Origin of the sequence: Guyparkeria sp. WRN-7 (assembly GCF_001641825.1) — a bacterium.
Lineage (GTDB): Bacteria > Pseudomonadota > Gammaproteobacteria > Halothiobacillales > Halothiobacillaceae > Guyparkeria.
On sequence record NZ_LRFH01000014.1, the window covers coordinates 295,422 to 318,045 of the forward strand.

The following is a 22,624-nucleotide window of genomic DNA, read 5'->3' on the forward strand; positions in this document are numbered from 1 at the left end:
TGCGTCAGCCGTCGCCAGACGGCGGCGAATCAGGCCGGTGAGGGCCCCGCCCACCGAGCGGGTCCAGGGGCGCTACCGAGCTCTCCCTGGCCCTGAAGGCCCGCGCCCCTTTGGCTCCCTGTTAGATCGAAGCCTTGTCTGACGGGCGGCTGGTCATCCGTTCGAGGCGTGCCCGGTCCGCGCGGAACCGCTCCTCTTGCGCGCAGCCTTGCCGGGTGCGCTGCAATACCAGTCTGGCCCAGTCGGGCAGCCGTTCGTTCACCCGGTAGAAGACCCAGGTGCCGTCCCGTCGTACCGCGGTGATCCCCGATTCCCGCAGATGGGCGAGATGGCGCGAGATCTTCGGCTGGCTGAGGTCGAGCGCCTCGGTCAGTTCGCAAACGCACAGTTCGTCGTCCTGGAGCAGAAGCATCAGGCAGCGCAGCCTGGTGGAGTCCCCGAGTGCGCGGAAAAGGGTCTCGGGTTCCAGGGTCACGTCTCTGTTCACGTTTGCATGTGTCCGTTGTAGTGAAACTTGTTCAGTGCGGGCTTCCGTGTGAATGTCTTTCATTTCGGTGGCTCTCTTTGCATTGCCTACACTCAAGAGGGTCAAAACGCACAGGAGTTCCGTATGAAGTGGGATCACATTGCAGGCAACTGGCGAAATTTCATTGGCCATGCCGAGGAATACTGGGGTCGGATCACGGGTGACGAGTTCGCCGTGATCGAAGGCAAGAAGGACGAGCTCATCGGCAAGATCCAGAGGCGCTACGGCGTGAGCGAGAAGGAGGCGCGCGAGCAGGTCCGCGAATTCCAGCGCAAGATGAAGGAGGAGCTCGGGCCAGGCGGGCTTCCCAAGGACTAGACGGAAAGCCGGCCGGTCGCGCACAAAAAAACGCCCCGCATCATGCGGGGCGTTCTCGTTTCCGCTGGCCGGGTCGGGCCCGGCGGCGCGGTGGCGTGGCTTACACGCTGTAGTACATGTCGAACTCGACCGGGTGCGTGGTCATGCGCAGACGCTGCACTTCCTCGCCCTTGAGTTCGATGTAGGCGTCGATCAGGTCGTCGCTGAAGACGTCGCCGCGCTTGAGGAACTCACGGTCCTCGTCGAGGGCTTCCAGCGCCTGGTCGAGCGAGAAGGCCACCTCGGGGATGTTCTTCTCTTCTTCCGGCGGCAGGTCGTAGAGGTTCTTGCTCGCCGCTTCGCCCGGGTGGATCTTGTTCTGGATGCCGTCGATGCCGGCCATCAGCATTGCCGCGAACGCCAGGTACGGGTTGGCGGTGGAGTCCGGGAAGCGCAGCTCGATGCGGCGTGCCTTCGGGTTGGCGACGAACGGGATCCGGATGGATGCCGAACGGTTGCGGCTGGAGTAGGCCAGCTTGACCGGTGCCTCGAAGCCCGGGACCAGACGCTTGTAGCTGTTGGTCGACGGGTTGCAGAAGGCGTTCAGCGCACGGGCGTGCTTGATGATGCCGCCGATGTAGTAGAGCGCCATCTCGGACAGACCGGCGTAGCCGTCACCGGAGAACAGGTTCTTGCCGTCCTTGCCCATGGACTGGTGGACGTGCATGCCGGAACCGTTGTCGCCGACCAGCGGCTTGGGCATGAAGGTGGCGGTCTTGCCGTAGGCGTGCGCGACGTTGTGGATCACGTACTTGAGGTCCTGAACCTCGTCGGCCTTCTTCACCAGCGTGTTGAACGCGACGCCGATCTCGCACTGGCCCGCGGTCGCCACTTCGTGGTGGTGTACTTCGACTTCCTGGCCCATTTCCTCGAGCACCAGGCACATGGCCTGACGGATGTCGTGCAGGGAGTCGACCGGCGGAACCGGGAAGTAGCCGCCCTTGACGCCCGGGCGGTGGCCCATGTTGCCGTCCTCGTACACCTTCTCGGCGTTCCAGACCGCTTCCTTGGAGTCGATCTTGACGAACGAGCCCGACATGTCGGCGCCCCAGCGGACGTCGTCGAGGACGAAGAACTCGTTCTCCGGGCCGAAGAAGGCGACGTCGGCGAGACCGGAGGACTGGATGTAGGCCTCGGCGCGACGGGCGACCGAACGCGGGTCACGGTTGTAGCCCTGCATGGTGTCCGGCTCGATGATGTCGCAGACGACGATCAGGGTCGGCTCTTCGGAAAACGGGTCGATGTTGGCGGACTCCGGGTCCGGCATCAGGATCATGTCCGAGGCGTTGATGCCCTTCCAGCCGGCGATCGAGGAGCCGTCGAACATGACGCCTTCCTCGAAGGTGTCCTCGTCCATGGAGCTGGCCGGGTAGGTGACGTGCTGTTGCTTGCCCAGCGTGTCGGTGAAGCGGAAGTCGACGAACTTGACGCCGTGTTCTTCCATCATGGTCATGACTTTGTTGGTCGCGTTGGACATGGAATCCTCCGGTAGACGTTGAATCTCTCAATGCGGCGGGCGCGGGTTGCGCGGCGAACTGCCGACATGATCCGCTGATGCCCGACTTGGTGCAAGAAAAGCAGAAATCATGCCGGTTTGCATGGCCGAGGTGCGGCGAAGCCCCTGGTCGCCAGTGAGGCGGCCAGCCGTTGGGTAACTGATTGATTGCCGGTGGCTGGTTCGGCAGGCGGGCGACCGGGCAGTCACGCGGCAATCGGTTTCCTGCCCGTGCGGGAGCGCGGACCGCTGCCAAAATGCACCAATAGAGTGCTATTGGTATTCCGCGTGCACGGTAATGGTTCAGGCGCTGGGCTTACGGGCAATCCCCGAGGCGGACGGGGTGACCTGCTGCGACGCCGGATGATGGGGGCAGTCGAAGGCAAGGCAGGTCATGCCGTGGCGGCAGGCTTGCGCGCAGGCGAGCAGTGCCAGCCGGCGGCACAGGGCGGCGCGACCAGTGTCGCTATGGTCGAACAGGTCGGCGACAGACAGCTTGCCCTCGGCGACGAATCGGTCGAGTTCCTGGTAACGGAAGCGGGCGATCAGCTGGTCATGATCGGTGGCGCGGACCTCGATCCGGTCGCCGAGAGCTCCGCAGTGGTGCATCAGTCGCATGGCGGCCTCCGAGAATCGTTTGTGCAAACGATAACGATTCCCGTTCGCGGGCGCAATGTGCGATCACCAGGGAATGGTGGTGCCGTCGATGTCGATGAAGCGCCCGCGGTCGGCTTCGGTGAGATCCCTCATGTTGCGGCAGAGCCCGGCGGCGCTCTCGGCGGTGGTGATCTCGGCGTGCGGACCGCCCATGTCGGTAAGTACCCAGCCGGGATGAAGGGCGACCACGTTGATGCCCAGCGGCTCGAGATCAATCGAGGCACTCTTGATCACCGCGTTGACCGCCGCCTTGCTGGAGCGGTAGATGTAGCCGCCGCCCGAGCCGTTGTCGCCCATTGAGCCGACCTTGCTCGAGAGAATGCCGATCTTCTTCTCCTCGCTGCGGGCGACCTGCTCGGCAAAGGCCTGCATGACCATCATTGGCGCGATGCTGTTGATGCGGAATACCTCCAGCCAGGCATCCACGTCATCGACGTTGCCGAAGGCCACTCCACGCGGGCCGTAGATGCCGGCGTTGTTGATCAGCCAGTCGATCGACTCGTCCGCGAGCTCGCGGGACAGTGCGTCGATGGCGGCCGGGTCGCCCACGTCCAGCGCGTGGCGTTCCAGCGTCGCGGGGAAGCGTTCGGCCAGCTGGGTCAGCTCGGCCGAGTCCACCGGATCGCGGGCGGTGGCGTGTACGCGCCAGCCGTCCTCGAGCAGCTGGCGCACCAAGTCCAGACCGATGCCGCGGTTGGTGCCGGTAATCAGTGCGGTTTTCATCCGGGTTGCCTCCTGTTGATCAAGATTCGTCTCATTCGGCGAGCCGGAGCACCAGCTCGCCCTCCTCGACCTGAACGCTCTCGACCCCGTCGGCCAGCGCTTGCCAGAACCCGGGGTCGTCGCCGAACTGCTCGACCAGGTCGACCCCCTTCAGCCCCCCGATCCAGGCATTGGGCAGCGGCACGCCCCAGAGGCTCACGCCGGTGACGATGACGGCCAGCCGGGTATCGCCGCCCCGCGTGGGCACTTCGCGGACCTCGGCGCCGGCGGTCAGGCGCAGGGTCTGCCCGCCCATCACCGGGAAATCCGGCGGCAGCGGCACCAGCAGCTTGACGCTCACCAGATCCCGGGACAGGTCGATCGCAAGGCGCCTGGCCAGCTCGGGGTCGCGGGCGATGATGGCATTGAGCTCGCGCTCGTCGAAATGCACCTCGCGTGGGCCGTTTGCGTCGCGGTATGGCTCGGGTCGCAGGCGACCCTGCGCATCGAATTCCTCTGCTCGCGGGGCGAAGCGGTCACCGGCAGGGTCGCGCTCGGTCTGCACGCCAAGCGAGGCGAGCTTCCGGTCGAGCACCTGCTGTTCGGTGGCATCGAGCGTCACGGGTTCGAAGCGTTCCGGGAACAGGACGTAGCGGGTCACGAGGGCCCCGATCACGAGGGTGACGATCACGGTGCCGACAATGACGAGGCTGACGCCCAGGCAGCCGAGGCCGCGACGGCGCGGGACGGGTGCGGGTTGGTTGTCCGTCTGCGGGGAACGTGGGTCCACGAGCTGCTCCCAGTGTCACGGACCGGTCTTGGTCCACGCCGGCCAGACTAGCATGCCCTTGCCGGTAGCAGCCGCGCGGCAGTGGCCAGGCCGAGCAGCACGGCAACCAGGATCGGGGCGAACGGCTGGTCGAGTTTCAATGCGGCGGCAAAGGCGACCAGGTAGCCCAGCTGTCCCAGGGCCACTGCCCCCAACAGGGCCCGTCGCCAGTTGCGGGCCTTGCGGAAGGTCGCCCAGGCCGGCAGGAAAACCAGCGCGAAGGTCGCCATCAGGCCGATGGAGAGGGTGCCGGCGGCAAGCGCTGCGGCAACAAGCGTGTCGGTCAGCAGGGCGGTGTGCCGTCGTTGTTGCTGCTCGATGCGTGTCGTCGCGGGCAGGAGGCGGGTTGCAAGCTCGTTGCGGTCGATGCGCGTCCGCAGGCCGAGTATGGCCATCAGCAGGACGAGGGCGGCAACCAGTTCCTCGGTCCCGGTGAAGTAGAGCTGCCCGTCGATCAGCTGTCGCGCGAGGGTCTCGCCCAGCGGACTGTTGGCGGCGACCAGCAGGGTCACGGTCCAGCCGACGAGTATCAGCCAGGCATAGGCGGAATTGCCTGCTCCCGGGAGGTGTCGGCCCAGCATGCCGGTTACCGCCAGGGCCAGCGAGCCCAGCAGTGCCGGTAGCGATATCGACAGGGCGAGCACGGCTCCAGCGCCGGCAAGATGGGCGACGGCGAGGGCGGCCAGCCATTCGTCGCGCAGCCTCAGCCAGGCCCCGACGAGCGGCAGCAGGGTGGCCAGCACCAGTCCGGTGAGAAAGGGCAGGCCGAACAGCTCAGCCATCGCCCGGCTCCGGCATCGCGACGATGCGGTGGCAGCCGGTCGCCAGCAGCTCCGAGTCGTGGCTGACCAGCAGCAGGCTTCGTCCGATGGGTCGCTCGCGAAGCAGGCGTTGCAGGGTGGCTCGTGAGGCGCTGTCGAGGTTGTTGCTGGGCTCGTCGAGCAGGATCAGGTCGGCCGGTGCCGTCAGGCCGGCCCAGACGCGAAGCAGCTGGCGTTGGCCGCCGCTGAGGGTGTCGAGGCGCTGGCCGAGCCAGCCGGCCAGCGGCGCGGGTGGGTTCGGATCGGCATCGGCAAGCTCGAGAAAATCGCGGCCACTGACCGGCAGGTCGCGGTCCGGCCGGGGAGACTGCTCGACCAGGCGCAGGCGTGTGCCGGCCGCCAACTGGCAGTGACCGGCGAGAATCGGTGCCCGCCCGGTGATCGCTGCCAGCAAGGTGGACTTCCCAGTCCCATTTGCCCCGGTCAGGGCGACGGCCTCACCGGCATCCACGCACAGCGATATCGGGCCAATACGCGGTTCGCGCCGGCCCGGCGGTGCCGTGATCACCTCTTGCAATGACAGCAGCACTACTGCCCCGCCGCGAGGGCGTCGACCCAGCCGTCGATCATCTCGATCCAGGCAGTCAGCGTGGGCGCTTGCGGTTCGGTGTAGTGCTGTTCGACCGGCCAGCCGAGGGCCTCGGCCAGCTTGCGCGGTCCCCGTTCGGGGTAGTACGGCGCGTGAATGATCACCCCGTCCCGGCCCTCGAGCGACTCGGCCAGCTCCTGGATGTGCCGCGCCGTCGGCGGTACGCCCGGCACCGGTTCCAGGTAGCCCAGCGTGGGCAGGTCCAGCCAGTCCATGAGGTAACGGGTATCCGCGTGGTGGAAGACGGCGCCGGGGGCGTCGGCCGTGCGTGCCTGCCAGTCGCTCAGCCGTGCCTCGATACGCGTGATCGCCTGCGTGGCGTTCGCCTGATAGTCGGCTGCGCCGGCCGGGTCGAGTTTGCCCAGCCGCTGGGCCAGTGCCGGCAGCAGTGCCTGCATGGCCCGCGGATCGAGGTTGAAGTGCGGGTTGCCCGTGTCGTGAACGTGTCCGGTGCCGGTCCCGCCCACGTCGAGCAGGTCGACATGTCCGGCGGCTTCGAAGTACCCGGGCTGGCCCGGCTGGATTGCCGGGTTGGCGGCTCGCTTGACCGCCGCCGGCAGCCAGCCGGCCTCGAGTTCGGCGCCGACGGCGACGACCAGGTCGGCGCGGCGCAGGTCGCGCATCATCGAGGGCTTTGCCTGCAGGAAGTGGGCATCGCGGTCGGGCGGGGCGAGCACGGCGAGATCGATGCGCTCGCCGCCGACGGCCGAGGCCATCGCGCCCATGGTGTAGGTGGTCGCCACCACGCGCAGGTCCGCCGCGTATCCGGTTGCCGGTAGCAGTGCGGCCAGCAGGATCAGCAGTCGTTTCAGCATGGTGTTGTTCCTCAGAAGCTGTGCGCCCCGTGGGCGCCAAGGCTGATCTGGTATTGCAGGTAGAACTGGGTGTAGTCCTCGCGATGGTCGCCGAAGGCCCCTTCTACCTGCGCGACCTGGGCGCGTATGCGGCTGGTCTCGCTGAGGTGCCAGGTCGCTGCAGCGGTCCAGCGTTGGCTCTCCTCGAAGTCGGCGTCGACCGCCGCTCGCGGGCCGCGCTTCTCGTTGGTAAAGCCGACCGCATCGTAGCGCAGACCCAGCTCCCAACGGGGCGCGATGCCGTAGGTGGCCTGGACGTAGAGGCCGTCCTCCCGGAAGTCGCGCGCCTCGCCGATCACGCCGGGGGTGCTCGCGTGATGGGCGACCTCGAGGTCCTTCTTGACCCACAGGTATTCGCCCGACACGCGCCAGTCGCCCTGGCCGTAGGCCTGTCCGGAGTCGTACTTGTAGACCGCGTCGATGCCGTAGAGGCGGGCGTCGCCGTCGAGCGCGTGCTCTTCCGGCTCGCCGTGGTCATGCATTTCCTGGTGGCTGCGGAAGAAGGCGGCCGATGCGCCGAGCTGCAGGGCGTGATCGTAGCCGAGATCCGGCGACCACTTGGCGAAGGCCGTCCACAGCCGGGGGGCCTTGTCGCGCTCCGGCAGGTCATCGCCGTGCTCGGCTTCGGTGCCGAGGCGCTCGTTGTCGTCACCCTGGAAGGCCTCGATGCCGAACAGGGTGTAATGGTCCCAGGCGGGCAGCCACGTCAGCTGCAGGCCGGTGTCCGCGAGACCATGGATGCCGAGCAGGGTACGGTAGGCGATGTTCTGATCGACGAAGTCCCAGCTGTGGGGGTGCTTTTCGTTGTGATAGCCGATGCCCGAATAGAATTTGCCCGCCTTGACCCGCAGGCCGGCCGGCAGGCCGGTGCTGGCGACATAGGCCTCTTCCACCGTGATGTCGCCTTCGTCGGAGATGGCGATATTCAGTCGCGCGTCGAAGAGTGCGTCGATGCCCCCGGTGACGACCGCCTCGGTGTGACGCAGGTTGAAGCCCTGTTCCAGGCCATGCTCGTGAACGGCGTGATCATCCTCTTCCTCGTGACCATGGGCGGCGAAGATGCCGGCGGTCTCGCCGAGCATCGCATCGCCGCTGCCGTCGATGCTGTCGTCGTAATAGACACCGTCGAGAATGACGGAGAACTGCGGGTCCAGCGGTAGCGGCGTCTCTTCGGCGATAGCCGGCGCGGCGCCTGCGAGGGTTGCCGCACTCATCAGGGCGGACAGCAGGAGTCGTTCGGGGTGGCGGTTTCTCATGGCATGCGATCTTGCAAAGGTGAATCGGAGGCGAATATCAAAAGTCCCGATTGTTATAACATAACACTCGCTGCCCGGTAAGGTCTGTCATGGGACTGAAGTGTGTGACCGATACGTTGCCCTGCTCTCCTGACCGGCTTCGCGACTCTCGCCATAAAAAAGGCCGCGCGACCGGGATTCGGTCAGCGCGGCCTTTTTGTGCCCGGCATCCGGGCGGCAACTCAGGTGCTGGGCTTGTCCAGCAGCAGCGAGCGCTTCATCTTCTTCGGCAGCGGCAGGCCCATCAGCTCGAGCACGGTTGCCGCGATGTTGGCGATCCCGCCCCCATTACGCAGGCGCACCGGTGTCTTGTCGATGACGATGCAGGGCACCGGATAGACCGTGTGCTGGGTGTGCGGATCGCCGGTGACCGGATCGACCATCTCGTCGCAGTTGCCGTGGTCGGCGGTGAGGATGATCGAGTAGCCCTGTTCGCTGGCGGCATCCACCAGGCGGCCGACCTCGAGATCGACTGTCTCCATGGCCTTGATCACCGAATCACGCACGGCGGTGTGGCCGACCATGTCGCCGTTGGCGAAGTTGACCAGCACGAAGCCGTACTGGTCGGCGCGGACGGCGTCGATCGCGGCGTCCGCCACCTCGCGGGCACTCATTTCCGGCTGCAGGTCGTAGGTGGCGACCTTCGGCGAGGGCACCATCACACGATCCTCGCCGGCAAAGGTCTCCTCCTTGCCGCCGTTGAAGAAGAACGTCACGTGAGCGTACTTCTCCGTCTCCGCACAGTGGAACTGCTTGATGCCCGCCTGGCTGATCGCCTCGGCCAGCACGTTCTTCGGTCGCTCCGGCGGGAAGCCGATCGGCGAGAGGAAGCGCGGATCGTACTCGGTCAGGCAGGTAACCACGATCGGCTGGTAGTCGCCGCGGTCGAAGCCGGAGAACTCCGCCTGGCCGAGCGCTTCGGTCAGCTGGCGCGGCCGGTCGTTGCGGAAATTGAAGAAGATCATCGCGTCGTCGGCGGTGAGCGGCTCGAAGCCGTCGAGCACGGCCGGGCGGATGAACTCGTCGTGCTGCTCGGCCTCGTAGGAGGCGGCCAGCGCTTCGCGCGCGTCCTTGAAACGCGGGCCGTCGCCGCGCACGATCGCGTTGAAGGCCTCCTCGGTGCGCTCCCAGCGCTGGTCGCGGTCCATGGCGTAGTAGCGGCCGCTGATCGTGGCGATCGCGCCGTTGGCATCCGCGAGCTTGGGTTCGATCTGCTCGAGGTAGGTCTGTGCCGACTTGGGCGCGGTGTCGCGGCCGTCGGTGATCATGTGTACCAGCGGCCGGGCGCCGATCTTCTTCGCCATCTTGATCAGCGCCAGCAGGTGGCGGACGTGGCTATGCACGCCGCCGTCGGAGACCAGACCGATCAGGTGGATCGGGCGGTCACGGTCGGCGGCCTTCTGCATGGCCTGGGTCAGGGCCGCGTTCTCGTAGAAGCTGCCGTCCTTGATCGCATCGTCGATCCGCACCAGGTCCTGGCGGTTGATCGCGCCGCTGCCCAGTGTCAGGTGGCCCACCTCGGAGTTGCCCATCTGGCCGTCCGGCAGGCCGCAGGCGCGGCCCGAGGCCTCGATCACGGTGTGCGGATTGCTGGCGAACAGCTCGTCGAGGCGTGGCGTCTCGGCGAGGCTGACGGCGTTGTTCTTGCGGCTCGGGTTGACGCCGACACCGTCCATGATGACGAGCAGGACGGGGCGTCGCGGGGCGATGTTGGACATGGCGTTGTATTCCCTCAGGTTATACGTATTGACGAACACCTGAACGAATCGGGTGGCGCGTGGCCTCCGGCCGGCACGCGACGGGCAGCGTGCCATCCGATTCATTCGGGGGTTCCTGGCGCCGCACCCTCCACGTGCGTGCGGCGGCGTGACGAGCCGTTTGGCCCGGGATCATTTCCGTCCCGGGCGCTCCTGGTCGGTCTCGTCGTCTTCCGGCGGCTTGCCCGGCCGGTCTTCGCTCGCGGTCGTGTCCGTATCCTGGTCGGCCGCGGAGCGCTCCCGGGCGTCTTCGTCCCGGTCTGTGGTTTCGTCGAGCGACTGCTGTTCGCGCTCGATCTCGTCGAAGGCGCGATCGAAGTCGAAGTCCTCGTCCTTCTCGGTCTCTGCCTGACGAGGAGCACTCGCCGCACTGCCGCCACCGCTGGTGCCTGAAGGCGTGCCGCCGCCCGGACCGCTGCCGTCCGGGTCCGGATCGTCGTCGGAAGGCAGGACCGGGCCGCCCTGGCGCTTGAGCAGGATGCGACCGATCACGATCCCCAGTTCGTAGAGGAACCAGACCGGGATCGCCATCATGAACTGCGACAGGATGTCCGGCGGGGTGAAAATCGCCCCGAGGATGAATGCCACCAGGATCGCGTAGCGACGTTTCTCGGCCAGCTGGTCGGGGGTGACCACGCCGATCAGGATCAGCAGGACCGTCGCCACCGGCACTTCGAAGACGAAGCCGAAGGCGAAGAACATCGTGATGGTGAAACTGAGGTACTCGTTGATGTCCGGCGCGAAGTTGACCTCGGCCGGACCCACCCCGGCGAGAAAGCCGAACACCACCGGGAATACCGCGAAGTAGGCGAATGCCGCGCCCACGTAGAACAGCACCGTGCTGGAGAACACCAGCGGCACGACCATCTTGCGCTCGTGCTGGTAGAGCCCGGGCGCGATGAACGCCCACAGCTGGTAGAGCAGGAAGGGGATCGCCAGGAACAGGGCAGTAAAGCCGGCGAGCTTGAGCGGGATGAAGAAGGTCGAGGCGACCTGTACCGCGATCATGGCGGTGTCTTCGGGCAGGAAGCGCGACAGCGGCTCGGAGAGGAAGCGGAACAGTTCGTTGCGGAACGGGAACAGTGCCAAGAACAGCACGAACACCACGCCGACCGACTTGATCAGCCGGTTGCGCAGTTCGACCAGGTGCGAGACGAAGCCGGCCAGGCCGGACGGTTCGTCAGTTGTCGCGTCCGCGTTCCTTTGGTTCATCTTGACCTTTCGTCGTCGATTCCTGGGTCGGGGCCGGTTCGGCCGGGGTGTCGGGCTCAGGTTCGGGCTCGGGCGCGGCGAACGGGCGCTGGAAGCTCTCGCCGGTCTCCGATTCCAGCCGGCTCAGTTCGTCCTCGAAGTCGTCTTCAACGCCCGGGGCGCGACCGCTCTCGTCGAGTGCCGCAAGCCGTGTGGCCGAGTCCTGCCGAGACTTCTCGGCGGAGGCCGAGTCGCGCATGGTCTGCTCGGCGTCCGACAGGGCACCCTGCACCGACTTCTCGGTGTCGGAGAGGTCGTGGCGCGTTTCCTCGACCATGGCGCGCAGCTTGGAGATCTCGGACTCCTGCGAGTTCAGCAGTTGCTTCATGTCCTGCATGTTGAACTCGCTGTCCATCTCCGCCTTGGCGTTGGCGACGAACTTGCGGACCTTGTAGGTCCACTCGCCTGCCTTGCGCGCCACGCCCGGCAGGCGCTCCGGTCCGATGACCAGGAGCGCCACCACCAGGATCAGGAAGACTTCCCAGAAGCTGAAACCGAACACGGATCAATCCCGACCGGCGCGGATCAGCTGCCCTTGCGCTCGGAAGACTTCTCGGCGGTCTTTTCCTTGCCGGCCTCGATCGTCTCGCTTTCGATCACCCGGTTGGCGTCGGGCTTCTCGCCCTCCTTGTGCTCCAGGTTCTCGGCGCGCTTCTGCTCTTCCTCGTCCTTCTCGGACTCTTCCTTCACGGCCGACTTGAAGCCCTTGATGGCGCTGCCAAGGTCGGTGCCGAGATTCTTGAGGCGCTTGGTGCCGAAGAGAAGCAGCACGATGGCGAGAATGATCAGCCAGTGCCAAATGCTAAAAGTACCCATGATCGCGATCTCCTACTGGTATCCAGTCAATCTTGTGTGCGCCGCGCCTTTTCTTCAAGGCCCGACAGTCCGAAACGGCGGTCGAGCTCCGCGAGCACGTCCGCCGGGGTTTGGTTGGCGTCGGCCAGCAGTACCAGGCTGTGGAACCACAGGTCGGCCATCTCGTTGATCAGTTCGTCGGGGTCGTCGCCCACCGCGGCGAGCGCGACCTCGACCCCTTCCTCGCCCACCTTCTGGGCGATCTTGGCGCGGCCCTTTTTGTATAGGCTGGCCACGTAGGAGCTGCCGGCATCGGCGCCCTTGCGCTCCTCGAGCAGGGCGGCCAGCCGTTCGAGCACCTCGCTCGACGAAGCGGAAGGGTTGTCAGCCGTTGCCATAGATCGCTCCCGGGGATTTCTTCACCTCGTCGGCCACCTGCCAGCGGCCGTCCTGGAGGCGACGGTAGAAGCAGGACTCCCGTCCCGTATGACAGGCGATGCCGCCGGCCTGTTCGATCGACAACAGCAGCACGTCGCCGTCACAGTCAAGCCGCATCTCGCGCACCTTCTGCGTGTGGCCGCTCTGCTCGCCCTTGTGCCAGAGCTTCTGGCGCGAGCGGGAGAAGTACACCGCCTCGCCCAGCTCGACGGTCTTCGCCACCGCTTCGCGGTTCATCCAGGCGAACATCAGCACCCGGCCGGTGTCGGCGTCCTGGGCAATCGCGGGCACCAGGCCGTCGGCGTCGAAGGCGATGGCCTCGATCCAGTCGGCAGCGCGGTTTTCCGGAAAAGTTGCCTTGGAGTCGGTCACTTGGATGTCGTCGTGCAGCGGTGGGCGGGCGGCGCCGGAGTATATCAGGGATGCGGGTAAAACCGTCAGCGGCCCGAAAGGGCTGGCCCGGTCAGTCCCGCACCTCGATCCCGGCCTTGGCCATGACCGTCTTGGCCTCATGAATGCTGTAGGTGCCGAAGTGGAAGATGCTTGCGGCAAGCACCGCATCGGCATGGCCCTGGGTGATGCCGTCGACCAGATGGTCGAGGTTGCCGACGCCACCGGAGGCGATCACCGGGATCGGTACGGCATCGCTGATGGTGCGCGTGAGTTCGAGGTCGAAGCCCTGCTGCATGCCGTCGCGATCCATGCTGGTCACCAGCAGCTCGCCGGCGCCCAGGTCGGCCATGTACTTGGCCCACTTGATCGCATCCAGCCCGGTCGGGTTGCGCCCTCCATGGGTGAATATCTCCCAGCGCGGCGGCTCGTCCTCGCCGGAGACCCGACGGGCGTCGATCGCCACCACGATGCACTGCGAGCCGACCGCATCGCTCATCTCCTTGATGCGCTCGGGGTGGTGCACCGCCGCGGTGTTGATCGAGACCTTGTCGGCGCCGGCGTGCAGCAGGCGGCGCACGTCGGCCAGCGTGCGGATGCCGCCCCCGACGGTCAGCGGGATGAACACCTCGGCGGCCACGGCCTCGACCACGTGCTGCATGGTCTCGCGCCCCTCGTGGGAGGCGGAGATGTCGAGGAAGGTCAGCTCGTCGGCGCCGGCCTGGTTGTAGCGGCGCGCCGCCTCGACCGGGTCGCCGGCGTCACGCAGGCCTTCGAACTGCACGCCCTTGACCACGCGGCCCTCGGCCACGTCCAGACAGGGGATGATGCGCTTGGCAAGCCCCATGACTTATTCGGAGAACGGCGGGATGCCCGCGCGGTCGTCGATGCGCTTCTGCGCTTCCTGGAGGTCGATGGTGCCCTCGTAGAGCGCCCGGCCGATGATCGCGCCGGAAACGCCGTCGTCGGCCGCGTCGATCAGGCGATCGATGTCGTTCATGTCGGTCACCCCACCCGAGGCGATCACCGGCACGCGTACCGAGGTGGCCAGCTTGCGGGTTGCCTCGATGTTCGCGCCCTGCATCATGCCGTCACGGGAGATGTCGGTGAACACGATCGCGGCCACGCCGTCCTGCTCGAAGCGCTGCGCCATGTCGTAGACATCGTGGTGCGACAGCTTCGACCAGCCGTCGATGGCGACCTTGTCGTCGCGCGCGTCGAGGCCGACGATGATGTGTCCCGGAAAGGCGAGGCAGACGTCCTCGACGAAGTGCGGTTCGGAGACAGCCTTGGTGCCGATGATCACGAACTCGACGCCCAGTTCGAGGTACTGCTCGATGGTCGCCTCGTCACGGATGCCGCCGCCGACCTGGATCGGCAGGTCCGGGTAGGCCTCACAGATGGCCTTGATGACCTCGCGGTTTTTGGGGCTGCCGGCGAAGGCGCCGTCCAGGTCCACCAGGTGGAGGCGGCGCGCGCCGGCCTCCACCCAGCGGCCGGCCACGGCGACCGGGTCCTCGGAAAAGACGGTGTCGTCCTCCATGCGGCCCTGGCGCAGGCGCACGCATTTGCCTTCCTTCAGATCGATGGCGGGAATCAGGAGCATGGTTCAGGCGTCCTCGATACGCGTCTGTCGTGTTGCGGTGGCGGTCAGGACCAGGGTCCGGACCAGCGGGTGAAATTGGCCAGAAGCCGGAGGCCGTCGTCGGCGCTCTTCTCCGGGTGTGCCTGGATGGCGAATACGTACTTGTCCGCGAGCGCAGCGGCGTAGGTCAGGCCGTAGTCGGCCGTCGCGACCTGCTGTGCCGGATTGTCGAGGTCGCAGTAGTAGCTGTGCACGAAGTAGAAGCGGGCGTCCTGGCGGATGCCGTCGAGCAGCGGGTGGTCTTGGGTCTGGTGCAGCTGGTTCCAGCCCATCTGCGGCACCTTGAGGTGCTCGCCGGTCGGGCGGAAGCGTTTCACCTGGCCCGGAAACCAGCCCATCAGGTCGACGCCGTCGTTCTCCTCGGATCGATCGAGCAGTACCTGCATGCCCATGCAGATGCCGAGAAACGGCCGGGTTCGTGCCGCTTCGCGCAAGGCCTCGGGCAGGTTGCGCTCGCGCAGCGCGCTCATGCACTGCGCCGCCGCGCCCTGACCGGGGAAGACCACCTTCTCCGATTCGAGAATGACCTCGGGGGCGTCGGTCAGCACCACGTGTGCGCCGTCCGGGGCGACGTGCTCGATGGCCTTGACCACCGAGCGCAGGTTGCCCATCCCGTAATCGACGACCGCAATCTGCATCAGAGCGAGCCCTTGGTCGACGGGACGACGTCGGCCTGGCGCTCGTCGGCGCTCAGGGCCATGCGCAGCGCCCGGCCGAATGCCTTGAACATGGTCTCGGCCTGGTGGTGCGCGTTGCGTCCGCGGATATTGTCGACGTGCAGCGTGGCATTGGCGTGGTTGACGAAGCCGCGAAAGAACTCCTCGACCAGCTCGGTCTCGAAGCGGCCGATCAGCGAGCGGGTGAAGTCGCAGTGGAACTCCAGACCCGGCCGGCCGGACAGGTCGATCACCACCCGAGACAAGGCCTCGTCGAGCGGGACGTAGGCATGGCCGTAACGATAGATGCCGCGCTTGTCGCCCACGGCTTGCGCCACCGCCTGGCCTAGCACGATGCCGCAGTCCTCGACCGTGTGGTGGTCGTCGATCTCGGTGTCGCCGTCGCAGCTCAGCGTGATGTCGATCAGCCCGTGGCGGGCGATCTGGTCGAGCATGTGCTCGAAGAAGGGGACGCCGGTTTCCAGGCGGGCCTTGCCCTCGCCGTCGAGATTGATCTCGAGAGAAATGCGGGTCTCGTTGGTCTCGCGTCGGATCTGCGCGGTGCGTGCGGCCATGGTCGGTTCGCGTCTCGGGCGGATTGGAGTATGAGGTGACGGGAAAACGGTTCCCGAACCGGGAGCATACAATGCCCGCCGCGGCACGTCAGCCTTTCGGCGCAAAACGCAGCCGCCGGTTCGCCCGGATCCGCCCGTGACGGGGTTGACCGCGAGGGAATTTTGCCGTTAAATGCGCAGCCTCGTTGCCCGGCGCCGGCGTCAGTTCGCTCCAGGCGGCCGGCAGCGAAGAACGGATCTGGCCAGATAGCTCAGTTGGTAGAGCAGGGGATTGAAAATCCCCGTGTCGGGGGTTCGATTCCCTCTCTGGCCACCATGACACGAAGGCCCCTGATTCCATTGGATCAGGGGCCTTTCTCGTTCCGGGGCGCGGTATGCTGTCTTCAGCCGTGCCGGAGAGTGCGCATGCGCAAGATCATCCACGTCGACATGGACGCGTTCTATGCCTCGGTCGAACAGCGCGACCGGCCCGAGCTGCGTGGTCGGCCGGTGGTGGTCGGCGGCGACCCGGCCGGCCGGGGCGTGGTCGCGGCGGCGAGCTACGAGGCGCGGCGCTTCGGCATCCGTTCGGCCATGCCCGCCGCGCGCGCTGCCCGCGCCTGTCCCGAGGCGGTCTTCCTGCGACCGCGCTTTCACGTCTACCGCGCCGTTTCCCGCCAGATCCACGGCATCTTCCGCCGCTACACCGATCGCATCGAGCCGCTCTCGCTCGATGAGGCCTATCTCGACGTCACCCACACGCGTGCCTGTCGTGGTTCCGCCACCCTGATCGCTCGCGAGATCAAGGCGGCGATTCTCGATGCCACCGGCCTGGTCGCTTCGGCCGGTGTCTCCTACAACAAGTTTCTCGCCAAGCTGGCCTCCGATTTCGACAAGCCCGACGGGCTGTACGTGATCGACCCGACGGCTGCCGAGGCGTTCGTCGACCGGCTGCCGGTGGGTGACTTTCACGGCGTCGGGCCGGCGACCGAACGGCGCATGCGGGAGCACGGCATTGCGACCGGTGCCGACCTGCGCCGACACGACCTGCATGAGTTGGTGGAGTGGTTCGGCAAGGCCGGCCGGCACTACTACTCGATTGCCCGCGGCATCGACGAACGGCCGGTGGTCAGTGAGCGGGTTCGCAAGTCGCTCGGTCACGAGACCACCTTCGCCATCGACCTGCGCAGTCGCGAGGAGGTCGAGGCCGCCCTGCCGCCGCTGGCAGATCGTGTCGCCGCCGACCTGGCCGCCCGTGAGCTGACCGCCCGTACCGTCACGCTCAAGGTCAAGTATGGCGATTTCGTGCAGATCACGCGGCGGCAGACCTTCGGTCGCCCCCTTTGCACTGCCGCCGAATTGGTCGAGGCGCTGCGGCCGCTGCTGGATGCCACCGAGGCGGGTCGTCGCCCGGTGCGCCTGTTGGGCGTGACCTGCTCGTCGCTCGAGGAGCGGGTCCCGACAGGCTTGACGGAACTCGATTTCGACTGGCCCGGGAGCGACGGCGGGTGAGGCGAGTTGGGGCGCAAGCGGCTATCGTTGCCAGCATGATTGGAAATGCCGCGTGCCCGGGAGCGCTCGATGCTGCTTGAAGTCAGCCTGATGACCGTGTTCCTCGCGGCCCTGATCACCGCCCTGGCCACCGGCCTGGGGGCGATCCCCCTCGCCTTCGCCCGGCAGGTGGGCGATCGCTGGCTTGCTGCGGGCGCAGCCCTGGCGGCCGGCCTGATGCTGGCGGCGAGCCATGGTCTGGTGACCGAAGGCAGCGCGATCGAGCCCTGGCGCGTGTTGCTGGGGATGCTCTCGGGGCTGTTGCTTGTCGTGCTCGCCGACCGCTGGCTGGATCGGCATCAGACTCCGGACGTCAGTGAATTGCAGGGCGCGGATGCGAAAAAGGCCCTGGTGATCGTCGGTGTGATGACCATCCATTCCTTTGCCGAGGGCATCGGCGTGGGGGTTTCCTACGGTGGCGGGGAGGACCTTGGGGTGTTCATCACCACCGCCATTGCCGTGCACAACATCCCGGAGGGCCTGGCGATCGCCCTGGTGCTGGTGCCTCGCGGGATGCCTGTCTGGCAGGCGGCCTGGTGGGCGGTCTTCTCCAGCCTGCCGCAGCCGTTGATGGCCATCCCGGCCTACCTGTTCGTGACGGCGTTCGAGCCGTTTCTTCCGATCGGCCTGGGTCTGGCCGCCGGGGCGATGATCTGGATGGTGTTTGCTGAAATGCTGCCGGATGCCCTGCGCGGGCTTTCGGGGCGTGCCGTCGGTGCGACCGTGGTGTTCGCCTTCATGGCCATGTTCGCCTTCCAGCTGCTGATAGCCCGCTAGCTCGGGAACGTCTGTTAATGCTGATTGTCGAATATGCAGATCGGGGGATATTTTTCCTTCCAAATCAGACACTCGGGATCGTGAGTGCTGATTGAATTTGCCTCCGTTCGGGGGCATTCTGATCGTCCGAACTGGAGCTGAACGAGGGCAGGGATCATGGCAATCGAACAATTTTTGGGCATGCGGCGCCTGGCGCGTGCCGTGAGCTTTTCACTGCTGGCCGGTGGTCTGACGCTACCGCTGAGCGGCATGGCCGCCGATGCGCCGGCCGCCGTGGCGCAGGATCTGTACGAAAAGGGCGGGGTCGAGTACTGGCTGCCGAAGGCCGAGGATGGTGAGATCTTCGCCCAGTACGTCCTCGGCCACATGTACTGCAACGGCAAGAAGGTCGAGCAGGACTACGCCAAGGGCATGCGCTGGTACCGGGCCGCGGCCGATGCGGGCTTCGCGCCGAGCGAGGTGGCCGTCGGCACACTCTACTTCGAGGGTGAGGGCACGGAGCGCGACGTCGCCGAAGCCGCGCGCTGGTTCAAGCGCGCAGCCGACAAGGGCTATGCGCGTGCCCAGAGCAACCTCGGTGCGCTCTACCTGAGTGGCGACGGCATCGAGGCCGACTACGACAAGGCGCTACACTGGTACAGCGAGGCGGCCGACCAGGGTCACATGGTCGCCCGCTACAACCTGGCGATGATGTACGCCCACGGTCTGGGTATCGACGAGCCGGACTACGTCGCGGCCTACGGCCTGCTGAGCCCGATGGTGGAAAACGGCCACCGGGCGGCCGACGAGCTGATGCAGTCCTTCCTGGGTGAAATGAACGAGGAGGAGCTGGTCGCGGCGCGTGACCTGTCGAAGGAGCTGCGCGAGCAGGGCCGGATGCAGGTGGCCCTGGACCAGCGTGCCGCGCAGCGCTGAGCGCGCGGACAATCCGACGATCGAGGCGGTGCCCTGCGGGGCGCCGCTTTTTTTTGCGTCCGCGAATCAGAGCAGCGGCGAGGTCAGTCGGGCGATGTTCTGCAGCAGGATGCGTCCCCGGCTGCGTTGCGCCCACTGCTGGGGGATCAGTGGGCGACAGGCTCGTCGGTAGATTTCGATCTGATCGGCGAAGCGGGCGGCGGTCTCGCTCGAATAGCAGAGCACGCCGAGCTCGGCATTGATCAGCGACGAGCGCACGTCGAGATTGGCGCTGCCGACCAGGGACAGGCGCCCGTCGCAGAGCGTGATCTTGGTGTGCAGGAGCCGGGTCGGATGACGGCGGATGCGCACCCCGGAATCCAGCAGTTCGTCGAAATAGGATTCCTGCGCGAGCTGCACCAGCGGATGGTCGAGCTCGGCCGGCAGAAGCAGCTCGCAGTGCACGCCGCGCCGGGCGGCCGCCTTGAGGGCATCGAGCGTCGACTCGTCGGGCACGAAATAGGGCGTGACGATCTCGAGTCGTTCGGTCGCGGCGTGGATCAGGCCCAGCAGCAGTCGCTGCAGCAGCGGTTCCGGGTATTCCGGGCCGCTGGGCAGGCCGATACACGACTCGTGGCCGGCCGTCTCCGGCTCCGGGAAGTGCGATTCGGTATCGAGCAGGATGCCGGTTTCCAGGTGCCAGTCTCCGGCGAAGACCGCCTGCAGCTCCAGCACCACCGGCCCCTCGATCCGCATCATCAGGTCCTCGTAGATCCTGCCTTTCTTGAACTCCGGGTGAATCAGGTTCATCGAGCCCGCGTAGCCCAGCCGACCGTCGATGACCACCAGCTTGCGGTGATTGCGCAGGTCGAATCGGGCCGATTTGCGCGGCAGCTTGCTGCGCGGGAAGGCCTGCCCGATCTCGATGCCGAGCTTGGCGAGCGCCTTGAGGTGGCGCATGCCCTCCTTCGAGCCGAAGTCGTCGACGATCAGGCGGACGGTCACGTCGCGCGCGGCAGCCCGTGCCAGGGCATCGAACACCGATCGCGTCGCCGGATCGATTGCCGCGATGTAGAACGTCAGGTGGACGTGGTGTCGGGCCCGGTCGATTTCGCGCACCAGTTCCGTGGCGAAGTCGTCCATGGAGTCGATCAGGCCGATGCGGTTGCCATCGAACAGCGGGAACTGCCGCCAGCAGCGCACCATCTGGTCGACGGCCGCGAACCGGGCCGGGAGGTTGCCGCTGCCCTGCGGCTCCGCGCGAGCCAGGTGTTCGGTGATCGGTCGCAGCGTCTCGGCCAGTCGGGCGATCTTCTCGCTACGGTCACCCGAGATGCGCGGCCGGCCGATCAGCAGATACATCACCAGGCCGACGATCGGCAGGAAGAACAGCAGCAGGAGCCAGGCCGTGGCGGCCGTCGGCGGGCGCCGCATCGGCACGATGAACAGCGCGGCCAGCCGGATCGTCCACTCGATCAGGAAATAGAGCTGAGCAGCTGGCGAGTCGAGGGGGGACATCAGCGCTTGCCGCCCCCGGAGGCTCGGGCCAGGACTCGGTCCATGGCGCGCGTGGTCAGCAGGCGCTTGAGCACGCCGAACAGGTAGGTCGGCACGGTCACCGGGTAACGGGCCTTCGGCCGGCGGGCCTCGATGGCGTGGATGACCCGGCGTACCACCGCCTCGGGCGGCAGGGTGAACGGGGCGGCCGGGCCGGGCTTCTTCAGTCGCTCCAGTTGTCGCTCGTAGGCATCCCGATGTACCGAATGCTGCCAGTCGATATTGGCCTCGAAGGCGCGCTGGGCATTGGCGCGAAAACGCGAGGTGATCGGGCCGGGCTCGATCAATGACACGTCGATGCCGCTGCCCGCCAACTCCAGGCGCATCGTGTCGCTGATCCCCTCCAGGGCGAACTTGGAGGCGACGTAGGCGCCGCGGAAGGCCAGCGCGCTCACGCCGAGGACCGAGCTGTTCTGCACGATGCGGCCGAAACCCGCCTCGCGCATCGCCGGGATGACGCGGTTGGTCAGCTCCACCGTGCCCAGCAGGTTGGTCTCCAGCTGGGCGCGCAGGGTGTCGCGGTCGAGGTCTTCCACGGCGCCCGGCTGGCCGTAGGCGCCGTTGTTGAACAATGCCTCGATCGGTCCGCCGGCGGCCTCTTCCGCGGCCGCCAGTCCGTCGCGGATCGACGCCGGATCGTCCAGATCCAGCGACACTGCCGGGATGTGTTCATGCGGCCAGGCGGCGAGGTCCTCGTCGCCGCGCATGCTGGCGACCACGCGATGGCCGCGTTCGGCCAGCAGTTCGGCGGCCCGCCGGCCGATGCCGGAGGAACAGCCGGTGATCAGGACGCGGCGCGGGGCGATGGCTTGGCGGGAGCGCGACAAGGGTTTCTCCTGTGGTTGCTGGCGGCCGGCGCGATTGCGCCTGAGTTCACAGCACTTATACTCGGTGCTCGATTCGAAATCACATGAATATCAAAGACGAGGTGAGGTTGCATGGCATTCGAGAATCAGACGGCCGTCCAGGCGGGGGTCGATCGGCTCGAGACCCACAAGGTCATCCGCAACACCTACATGATGCTGTCGCTGACGCTGCTGTTCTCGGCGGCAATGGCAACCGTGTCGCTGCTCGCCGGCGTGCCGGGCTGGACCTCGCTGGTCAGCCTCGGGGCGGCACTGGTGCTGATCTGGTTCGTGCTGCCGCGGACCGCCCACTCCGGCACCGGGCTGGCGGTGGTGTTCGGCATCACCGGTCTTTTGGGCTTCGGTCTCGGCCCGATGCTGAGCCAGTACCTCGCCCTGCCGAACGGCGGGCAGATCGTCATGACCGCACTCGGCGGCACCGGCGCGATCTTCCTCGGCCTGTCCGGCTACGCGCTGGTCTCGCGGCGTGACTTCTCGTTCATGGGCGGCTTTCTGGTCGTCGGTCTGGTGGTCGTGCTGGCCGCGATGCTCGGCAACCTGTTCCTCGAGATCCCGGCGCTGTCGATGGCGATCTCCGCGGCGGTCGTGCTGCTGATGAGCGGCTTCATCCTCTATGACACCGGCCGCATGGTGAACGGCGGCGAGGACAACTACCTGCTGCTGACCGTCAGCCTGTACCTGAACATCTTCAACCTGTTCGTCCACCTGCTCAGCCTGCTGGGGATGAGTCAGGACGACTGACGCATCCCGCAATCGGACGACGGCCCCTTGGCGACAAGGGGCCTTTTTTTGGCCTCAGGAGGGTCGCTCCATGGACCTGTGGATGAAAATCGGCATGGCGGTGCTGCTCGGCGCCGTGCTGCTGTTCCTGATCCCCCGCATCAAGCCGATGATGGCTGCCAGCCGCCAGGGTTCGCGCGAGGAATGGCTCGGTGTGGCACTGATCCTGCTAGCCGTGGCCGGATTCGTGGCATTCCTGATGAGTACGCTCTAGGGGAGCTCTGCACGAATGACATACCGCTCTGCGCGCCTTGAGCCGGGCAGATGCAAGGCGTTAGTCCGCCGCGGGAGAGTCACTCTCTTTCCAAGGACGACAACGCAGCAGATGCCTGGCTCAAGGCGCGCCCCGCGGGGCTTAGCGAGTCGCCCGTGCTCCGCGTTGCGATGTCTTGACGTGTCCACCGGCACGCCAGCGACATCGCGCCTTGATCACGAACGACTCGCCAAGCCAGAGAGGCATGGCATTCGTGCAGAGCTCCCCTAGGAGCGTCGGGTTTCCGTCGTTCGCCCGGCAGGGTCAAGTTTTGGCGCCGGGTGTCGATAGAACCCTCTACCCACGGGAAATGCGCGGTCATCGCGTGCCCTGGC

27 protein-coding genes and 1 tRNA gene are annotated in these 22,624 nt (G+C 66.5%); 7 read left to right on the top strand and 21 right to left on the bottom strand.

What is annotated here, in order from left to right:
• Nucleotides 1-121: 121 nt before the first annotated feature.
• A complete protein-coding gene (locus AWR35_RS05955; protein WP_231723563.1) occupies nt 122-475 on the bottom strand; it encodes a metalloregulator ArsR/SmtB family transcription factor in 354 nt (117 codons plus the stop codon).
• A gap of 135 nt (nt 476-610) precedes the next feature.
• On the opposite strand from AWR35_RS05955, the gene AWR35_RS05960 reads away from it, so the two are divergent.
• The gene (locus AWR35_RS05960; RefSeq protein ID WP_058575031.1) at nt 611-844 is read left to right on the top strand and encodes a CsbD family protein; all 234 of its coding nucleotides are present in this window, start codon (nt 611-613) and stop codon (nt 842-844) included.
• Between the two features lie 100 nt (nt 845-944).
• Here AWR35_RS05960 and glnA read toward each other — a convergent pair whose 3' ends face one another.
• The 18 genes from glnA to hisB form a co-directional block, all read right to left on the bottom strand.
• A complete protein-coding gene (glnA, locus tag AWR35_RS05965; RefSeq protein WP_058575032.1) occupies nt 945-2,360 on the bottom strand; it encodes a glutamate--ammonia ligase in 1,416 nt (471 codons plus the stop codon).
• A gap of 321 nt (nt 2,361-2,681) precedes the next feature.
• On the bottom strand, nt 2,682-2,996 hold the full coding sequence (locus tag AWR35_RS05970; protein ID WP_058575033.1) for a hypothetical protein: 315 nt from the start codon (nt 2,994-2,996) through the stop codon (nt 2,682-2,684).
• A 63-nt stretch (nt 2,997-3,059) separates the two neighbouring features.
• Nucleotides 3,060-3,758 (bottom strand): SDR family oxidoreductase, encoded by a 699-nt coding sequence (locus AWR35_RS05975; RefSeq protein ID WP_058575034.1) that lies wholly within the window; start codon nt 3,756-3,758, stop codon nt 3,060-3,062.
• A 31-nt stretch (nt 3,759-3,789) separates the two neighbouring features.
• Nucleotides 3,790-4,527 carry a hypothetical protein gene (locus AWR35_RS05980; protein ID WP_058575035.1) on the bottom strand — a complete coding sequence of 246 codons (738 nt, stop codon included), beginning with the start codon at nt 4,525-4,527 and terminating at the stop codon, nt 3,790-3,792.
• A 47-nt stretch (nt 4,528-4,574) separates the two neighbouring features.
• Nucleotides 4,575-5,348, bottom strand: a complete 774-nt coding sequence (locus tag AWR35_RS05985) for a metal ABC transporter permease (protein ID WP_058575036.1) — start codon at nt 5,346-5,348, stop codon at nt 4,575-4,577.
• Nucleotides 5,341-5,916 (bottom strand): ATP-binding cassette domain-containing protein, encoded by a 576-nt coding sequence (locus AWR35_RS05990; protein WP_058575037.1) that lies wholly within the window; start codon nt 5,914-5,916, stop codon nt 5,341-5,343. The genes AWR35_RS05985 and AWR35_RS05990 overlap by 8 nt, the downstream gene beginning before the upstream one ends.
• A complete protein-coding gene (locus AWR35_RS05995; protein ID WP_058575038.1) occupies nt 5,916-6,791 on the bottom strand; it encodes a metal ABC transporter substrate-binding protein in 876 nt (291 codons plus the stop codon). The genes AWR35_RS05990 and AWR35_RS05995 overlap by 1 nt, the downstream gene beginning before the upstream one ends.
• Nucleotides 6,792-6,802: 11 nt before the next feature.
• Nucleotides 6,803-8,086, bottom strand: a complete 1,284-nt coding sequence (locus tag AWR35_RS06000; RefSeq protein ID WP_058575039.1) for a porin — start codon at nt 8,084-8,086, stop codon at nt 6,803-6,805.
• A 221-nt stretch (nt 8,087-8,307) separates the two neighbouring features.
• A complete protein-coding gene (gene gpmI, locus AWR35_RS06005) occupies nt 8,308-9,843 on the bottom strand; it encodes a 2,3-bisphosphoglycerate-independent phosphoglycerate mutase (protein WP_058575040.1) in 1,536 nt (511 codons plus the stop codon).
• A 171-nt stretch (nt 9,844-10,014) separates the two neighbouring features.
• Nucleotides 10,015-11,094, bottom strand: a complete 1,080-nt coding sequence (gene tatC / locus AWR35_RS06010; RefSeq protein WP_058575041.1) for a twin-arginine translocase subunit TatC — start codon at nt 11,092-11,094, stop codon at nt 10,015-10,017.
• Complete coding sequence (tatB, locus tag AWR35_RS06015) at nt 11,063-11,635, bottom strand: Sec-independent protein translocase protein TatB (RefSeq protein ID WP_058575042.1); 573 nt, start codon at nt 11,633-11,635, stop codon at nt 11,063-11,065. Before tatB ends, tatC begins: the two co-directional genes overlap by 32 nt.
• Nucleotides 11,636-11,658: 23 nt before the next feature.
• A complete protein-coding gene (tatA, locus tag AWR35_RS06020) occupies nt 11,659-11,949 on the bottom strand; it encodes a Sec-independent protein translocase subunit TatA (protein ID WP_058575043.1) in 291 nt (96 codons plus the stop codon).
• Nucleotides 11,950-11,975: 26 nt separating this feature from the next.
• Nucleotides 11,976-12,326 (bottom strand): phosphoribosyl-ATP diphosphatase, encoded by a 351-nt coding sequence (locus tag AWR35_RS06025; protein WP_058575044.1) that lies wholly within the window; start codon nt 12,324-12,326, stop codon nt 11,976-11,978.
• A complete protein-coding gene (gene hisI / locus AWR35_RS06030) occupies nt 12,313-12,738 on the bottom strand; it encodes a phosphoribosyl-AMP cyclohydrolase (RefSeq protein WP_058575045.1) in 426 nt (141 codons plus the stop codon). Before hisI ends, AWR35_RS06025 begins: the two co-directional genes overlap by 14 nt.
• Before the next feature lie 91 nt (nt 12,739-12,829).
• Entirely contained in the window at nt 12,830-13,603 is a 774-nt protein-coding gene (hisF, locus tag AWR35_RS06035; protein WP_058575046.1) for an imidazole glycerol phosphate synthase subunit HisF, read from the bottom strand.
• A 3-nt stretch (nt 13,604-13,606) separates the two neighbouring features.
• Nucleotides 13,607-14,362 carry a 1-(5-phosphoribosyl)-5-[(5-phosphoribosylamino)methylideneamino]imidazole-4-carboxamide isomerase gene (hisA, locus tag AWR35_RS06040; RefSeq protein WP_058575047.1) on the bottom strand — a complete coding sequence of 252 codons (756 nt, stop codon included), beginning with the start codon at nt 14,360-14,362 and terminating at the stop codon, nt 13,607-13,609.
• Between the two features lie 44 nt (nt 14,363-14,406).
• On the bottom strand, nt 14,407-15,042 hold the full coding sequence (hisH, locus tag AWR35_RS06045) for an imidazole glycerol phosphate synthase subunit HisH (protein ID WP_156413945.1): 636 nt from the start codon (nt 15,040-15,042) through the stop codon (nt 14,407-14,409).
• Nucleotides 15,039-15,632 (bottom strand): imidazoleglycerol-phosphate dehydratase HisB, encoded by a 594-nt coding sequence (hisB, locus tag AWR35_RS06050; RefSeq protein WP_058575049.1) that lies wholly within the window; start codon nt 15,630-15,632, stop codon nt 15,039-15,041. The genes hisH and hisB overlap by 4 nt, the downstream gene beginning before the upstream one ends.
• 240 nt (nt 15,633-15,872) lie before the next feature.
• Here hisB and AWR35_RS06055 point away from each other — a divergent pair.
• From AWR35_RS06055 to AWR35_RS06070, 4 genes are all read left to right on the top strand, one after another.
• Nucleotides 15,873-15,948 (top strand) — tRNA-Phe (locus AWR35_RS06055).
• 89 nt (nt 15,949-16,037) lie between these two features.
• Complete coding sequence (gene dinB, locus AWR35_RS06060; RefSeq protein WP_058575050.1) at nt 16,038-17,123, top strand: DNA polymerase IV; 1,086 nt, start codon at nt 16,038-16,040, stop codon at nt 17,121-17,123.
• Nucleotides 17,124-17,192: 69 nt separating this feature from the next.
• Nucleotides 17,193-17,939: a ZIP family metal transporter gene (locus AWR35_RS06065; protein WP_058575051.1), complete on the top strand. Its 747-nt coding sequence runs from the start codon at nt 17,193-17,195 to the stop codon at nt 17,937-17,939.
• A 156-nt stretch (nt 17,940-18,095) separates the two neighbouring features.
• Nucleotides 18,096-18,854 (top strand): tetratricopeptide repeat protein, encoded by a 759-nt coding sequence (locus AWR35_RS06070; RefSeq protein WP_058575052.1) that lies wholly within the window; start codon nt 18,096-18,098, stop codon nt 18,852-18,854.
• A gap of 66 nt (nt 18,855-18,920) precedes the next feature.
• On the opposite strand, the gene cls is transcribed toward AWR35_RS06070, so the two are convergent.
• Both cls and AWR35_RS06080 read right to left on the bottom strand, forming a co-directional pair.
• Nucleotides 18,921-20,351 (bottom strand): cardiolipin synthase, encoded by a 1,431-nt coding sequence (gene cls / locus AWR35_RS06075; RefSeq protein ID WP_058575053.1) that lies wholly within the window; start codon nt 20,349-20,351, stop codon nt 18,921-18,923.
• Complete coding sequence (locus AWR35_RS06080; protein WP_197408144.1) at nt 20,351-21,217, bottom strand: SDR family NAD(P)-dependent oxidoreductase; 867 nt, start codon at nt 21,215-21,217, stop codon at nt 20,351-20,353. The genes cls and AWR35_RS06080 overlap by 1 nt, the downstream gene beginning before the upstream one ends.
• Before the next feature lie 111 nt (nt 21,218-21,328).
• Here AWR35_RS06080 and AWR35_RS06085 point away from each other — a divergent pair, with 111 nt between their 5' ends.
• Both AWR35_RS06085 and AWR35_RS06090 read left to right on the top strand, forming a co-directional pair.
• On the top strand, nt 21,329-21,997 hold the full coding sequence (locus tag AWR35_RS06085; protein WP_058575054.1) for a Bax inhibitor-1/YccA family protein: 669 nt from the start codon (nt 21,329-21,331) through the stop codon (nt 21,995-21,997).
• 70 nt (nt 21,998-22,067) lie between these two features.
• Nucleotides 22,068-22,250, top strand: a complete 183-nt coding sequence (locus tag AWR35_RS06090; protein ID WP_058575055.1) for a hypothetical protein — start codon at nt 22,068-22,070, stop codon at nt 22,248-22,250.
• The last annotated feature ends 374 nt before the right edge of the window (nt 22,251-22,624 follow it).

What these genes read in the sequence shown, in the direction of transcription:
- AWR35_RS05960 (WP_058575031.1), top strand. Translation starts at nt 611, where the DNA reads ATGAAGTGGGATCACATTGCAGGCAACTGGCGAAATTTCATTGGCCAT.
- glnA (WP_058575032.1), bottom strand. Translation starts at nt 2,360, where the DNA reads ATGTCCAACGCGACCAACAAAGTCATGACCATGATGGAAGAACACGGC.
- AWR35_RS05970 (WP_058575033.1), bottom strand. Translation starts at nt 2,996, where the DNA reads ATGCGACTGATGCACCACTGCGGAGCTCTCGGCGACCGGATCGAGGTC.
- AWR35_RS05975 (WP_058575034.1), bottom strand. Translation starts at nt 3,758, where the DNA reads ATGAAAACCGCACTGATTACCGGCACCAACCGCGGCATCGGTCTGGAC.
- AWR35_RS05985 (WP_058575036.1), bottom strand. Translation starts at nt 5,348, where the DNA reads ATGGCTGAGCTGTTCGGCCTGCCCTTTCTCACCGGACTGGTGCTGGCC.
- AWR35_RS05995 (WP_058575038.1), bottom strand. Translation starts at nt 6,791, where the DNA reads ATGCTGAAACGACTGCTGATCCTGCTGGCCGCACTGCTACCGGCAACC.
- AWR35_RS06000 (WP_058575039.1), bottom strand. Translation starts at nt 8,086, where the DNA reads ATGAGAAACCGCCACCCCGAACGACTCCTGCTGTCCGCCCTGATGAGT.
- gpmI (WP_058575040.1), bottom strand. Translation starts at nt 9,843, where the DNA reads ATGTCCAACATCGCCCCGCGACGCCCCGTCCTGCTCGTCATCATGGAC.
- tatC (WP_058575041.1), bottom strand. Translation starts at nt 11,094, where the DNA reads ATGAACCAAAGGAACGCGGACGCGACAACTGACGAACCGTCCGGCCTG.
- tatA (WP_058575043.1), bottom strand. Translation starts at nt 11,949, where the DNA reads ATGGGTACTTTTAGCATTTGGCACTGGCTGATCATTCTCGCCATCGTG.
- AWR35_RS06025 (WP_058575044.1), bottom strand. Translation starts at nt 12,326, where the DNA reads ATGGCAACGGCTGACAACCCTTCCGCTTCGTCGAGCGAGGTGCTCGAA.
- hisF (WP_058575046.1), bottom strand. Translation starts at nt 13,603, where the DNA reads ATGGGGCTTGCCAAGCGCATCATCCCCTGTCTGGACGTGGCCGAGGGC.
- hisA (WP_058575047.1), bottom strand. Translation starts at nt 14,362, where the DNA reads ATGCTCCTGATTCCCGCCATCGATCTGAAGGAAGGCAAATGCGTGCGC.
- hisB (WP_058575049.1), bottom strand. Translation starts at nt 15,632, where the DNA reads ATGGCCGCACGCACCGCGCAGATCCGACGCGAGACCAACGAGACCCGC.
- dinB (WP_058575050.1), top strand. Translation starts at nt 16,038, where the DNA reads ATGCGCAAGATCATCCACGTCGACATGGACGCGTTCTATGCCTCGGTC.
- AWR35_RS06065 (WP_058575051.1), top strand. Translation starts at nt 17,193, where the DNA reads ATGCTGCTTGAAGTCAGCCTGATGACCGTGTTCCTCGCGGCCCTGATC.
- AWR35_RS06070 (WP_058575052.1), top strand. Translation starts at nt 18,096, where the DNA reads ATGGCAATCGAACAATTTTTGGGCATGCGGCGCCTGGCGCGTGCCGTG.
- cls (WP_058575053.1), bottom strand. Translation starts at nt 20,351, where the DNA reads ATGTCCCCCCTCGACTCGCCAGCTGCTCAGCTCTATTTCCTGATCGAG.
- AWR35_RS06085 (WP_058575054.1), top strand. Translation starts at nt 21,329, where the DNA reads ATGGCATTCGAGAATCAGACGGCCGTCCAGGCGGGGGTCGATCGGCTC.
- AWR35_RS06090 (WP_058575055.1), top strand. Translation starts at nt 22,068, where the DNA reads ATGGACCTGTGGATGAAAATCGGCATGGCGGTGCTGCTCGGCGCCGTG.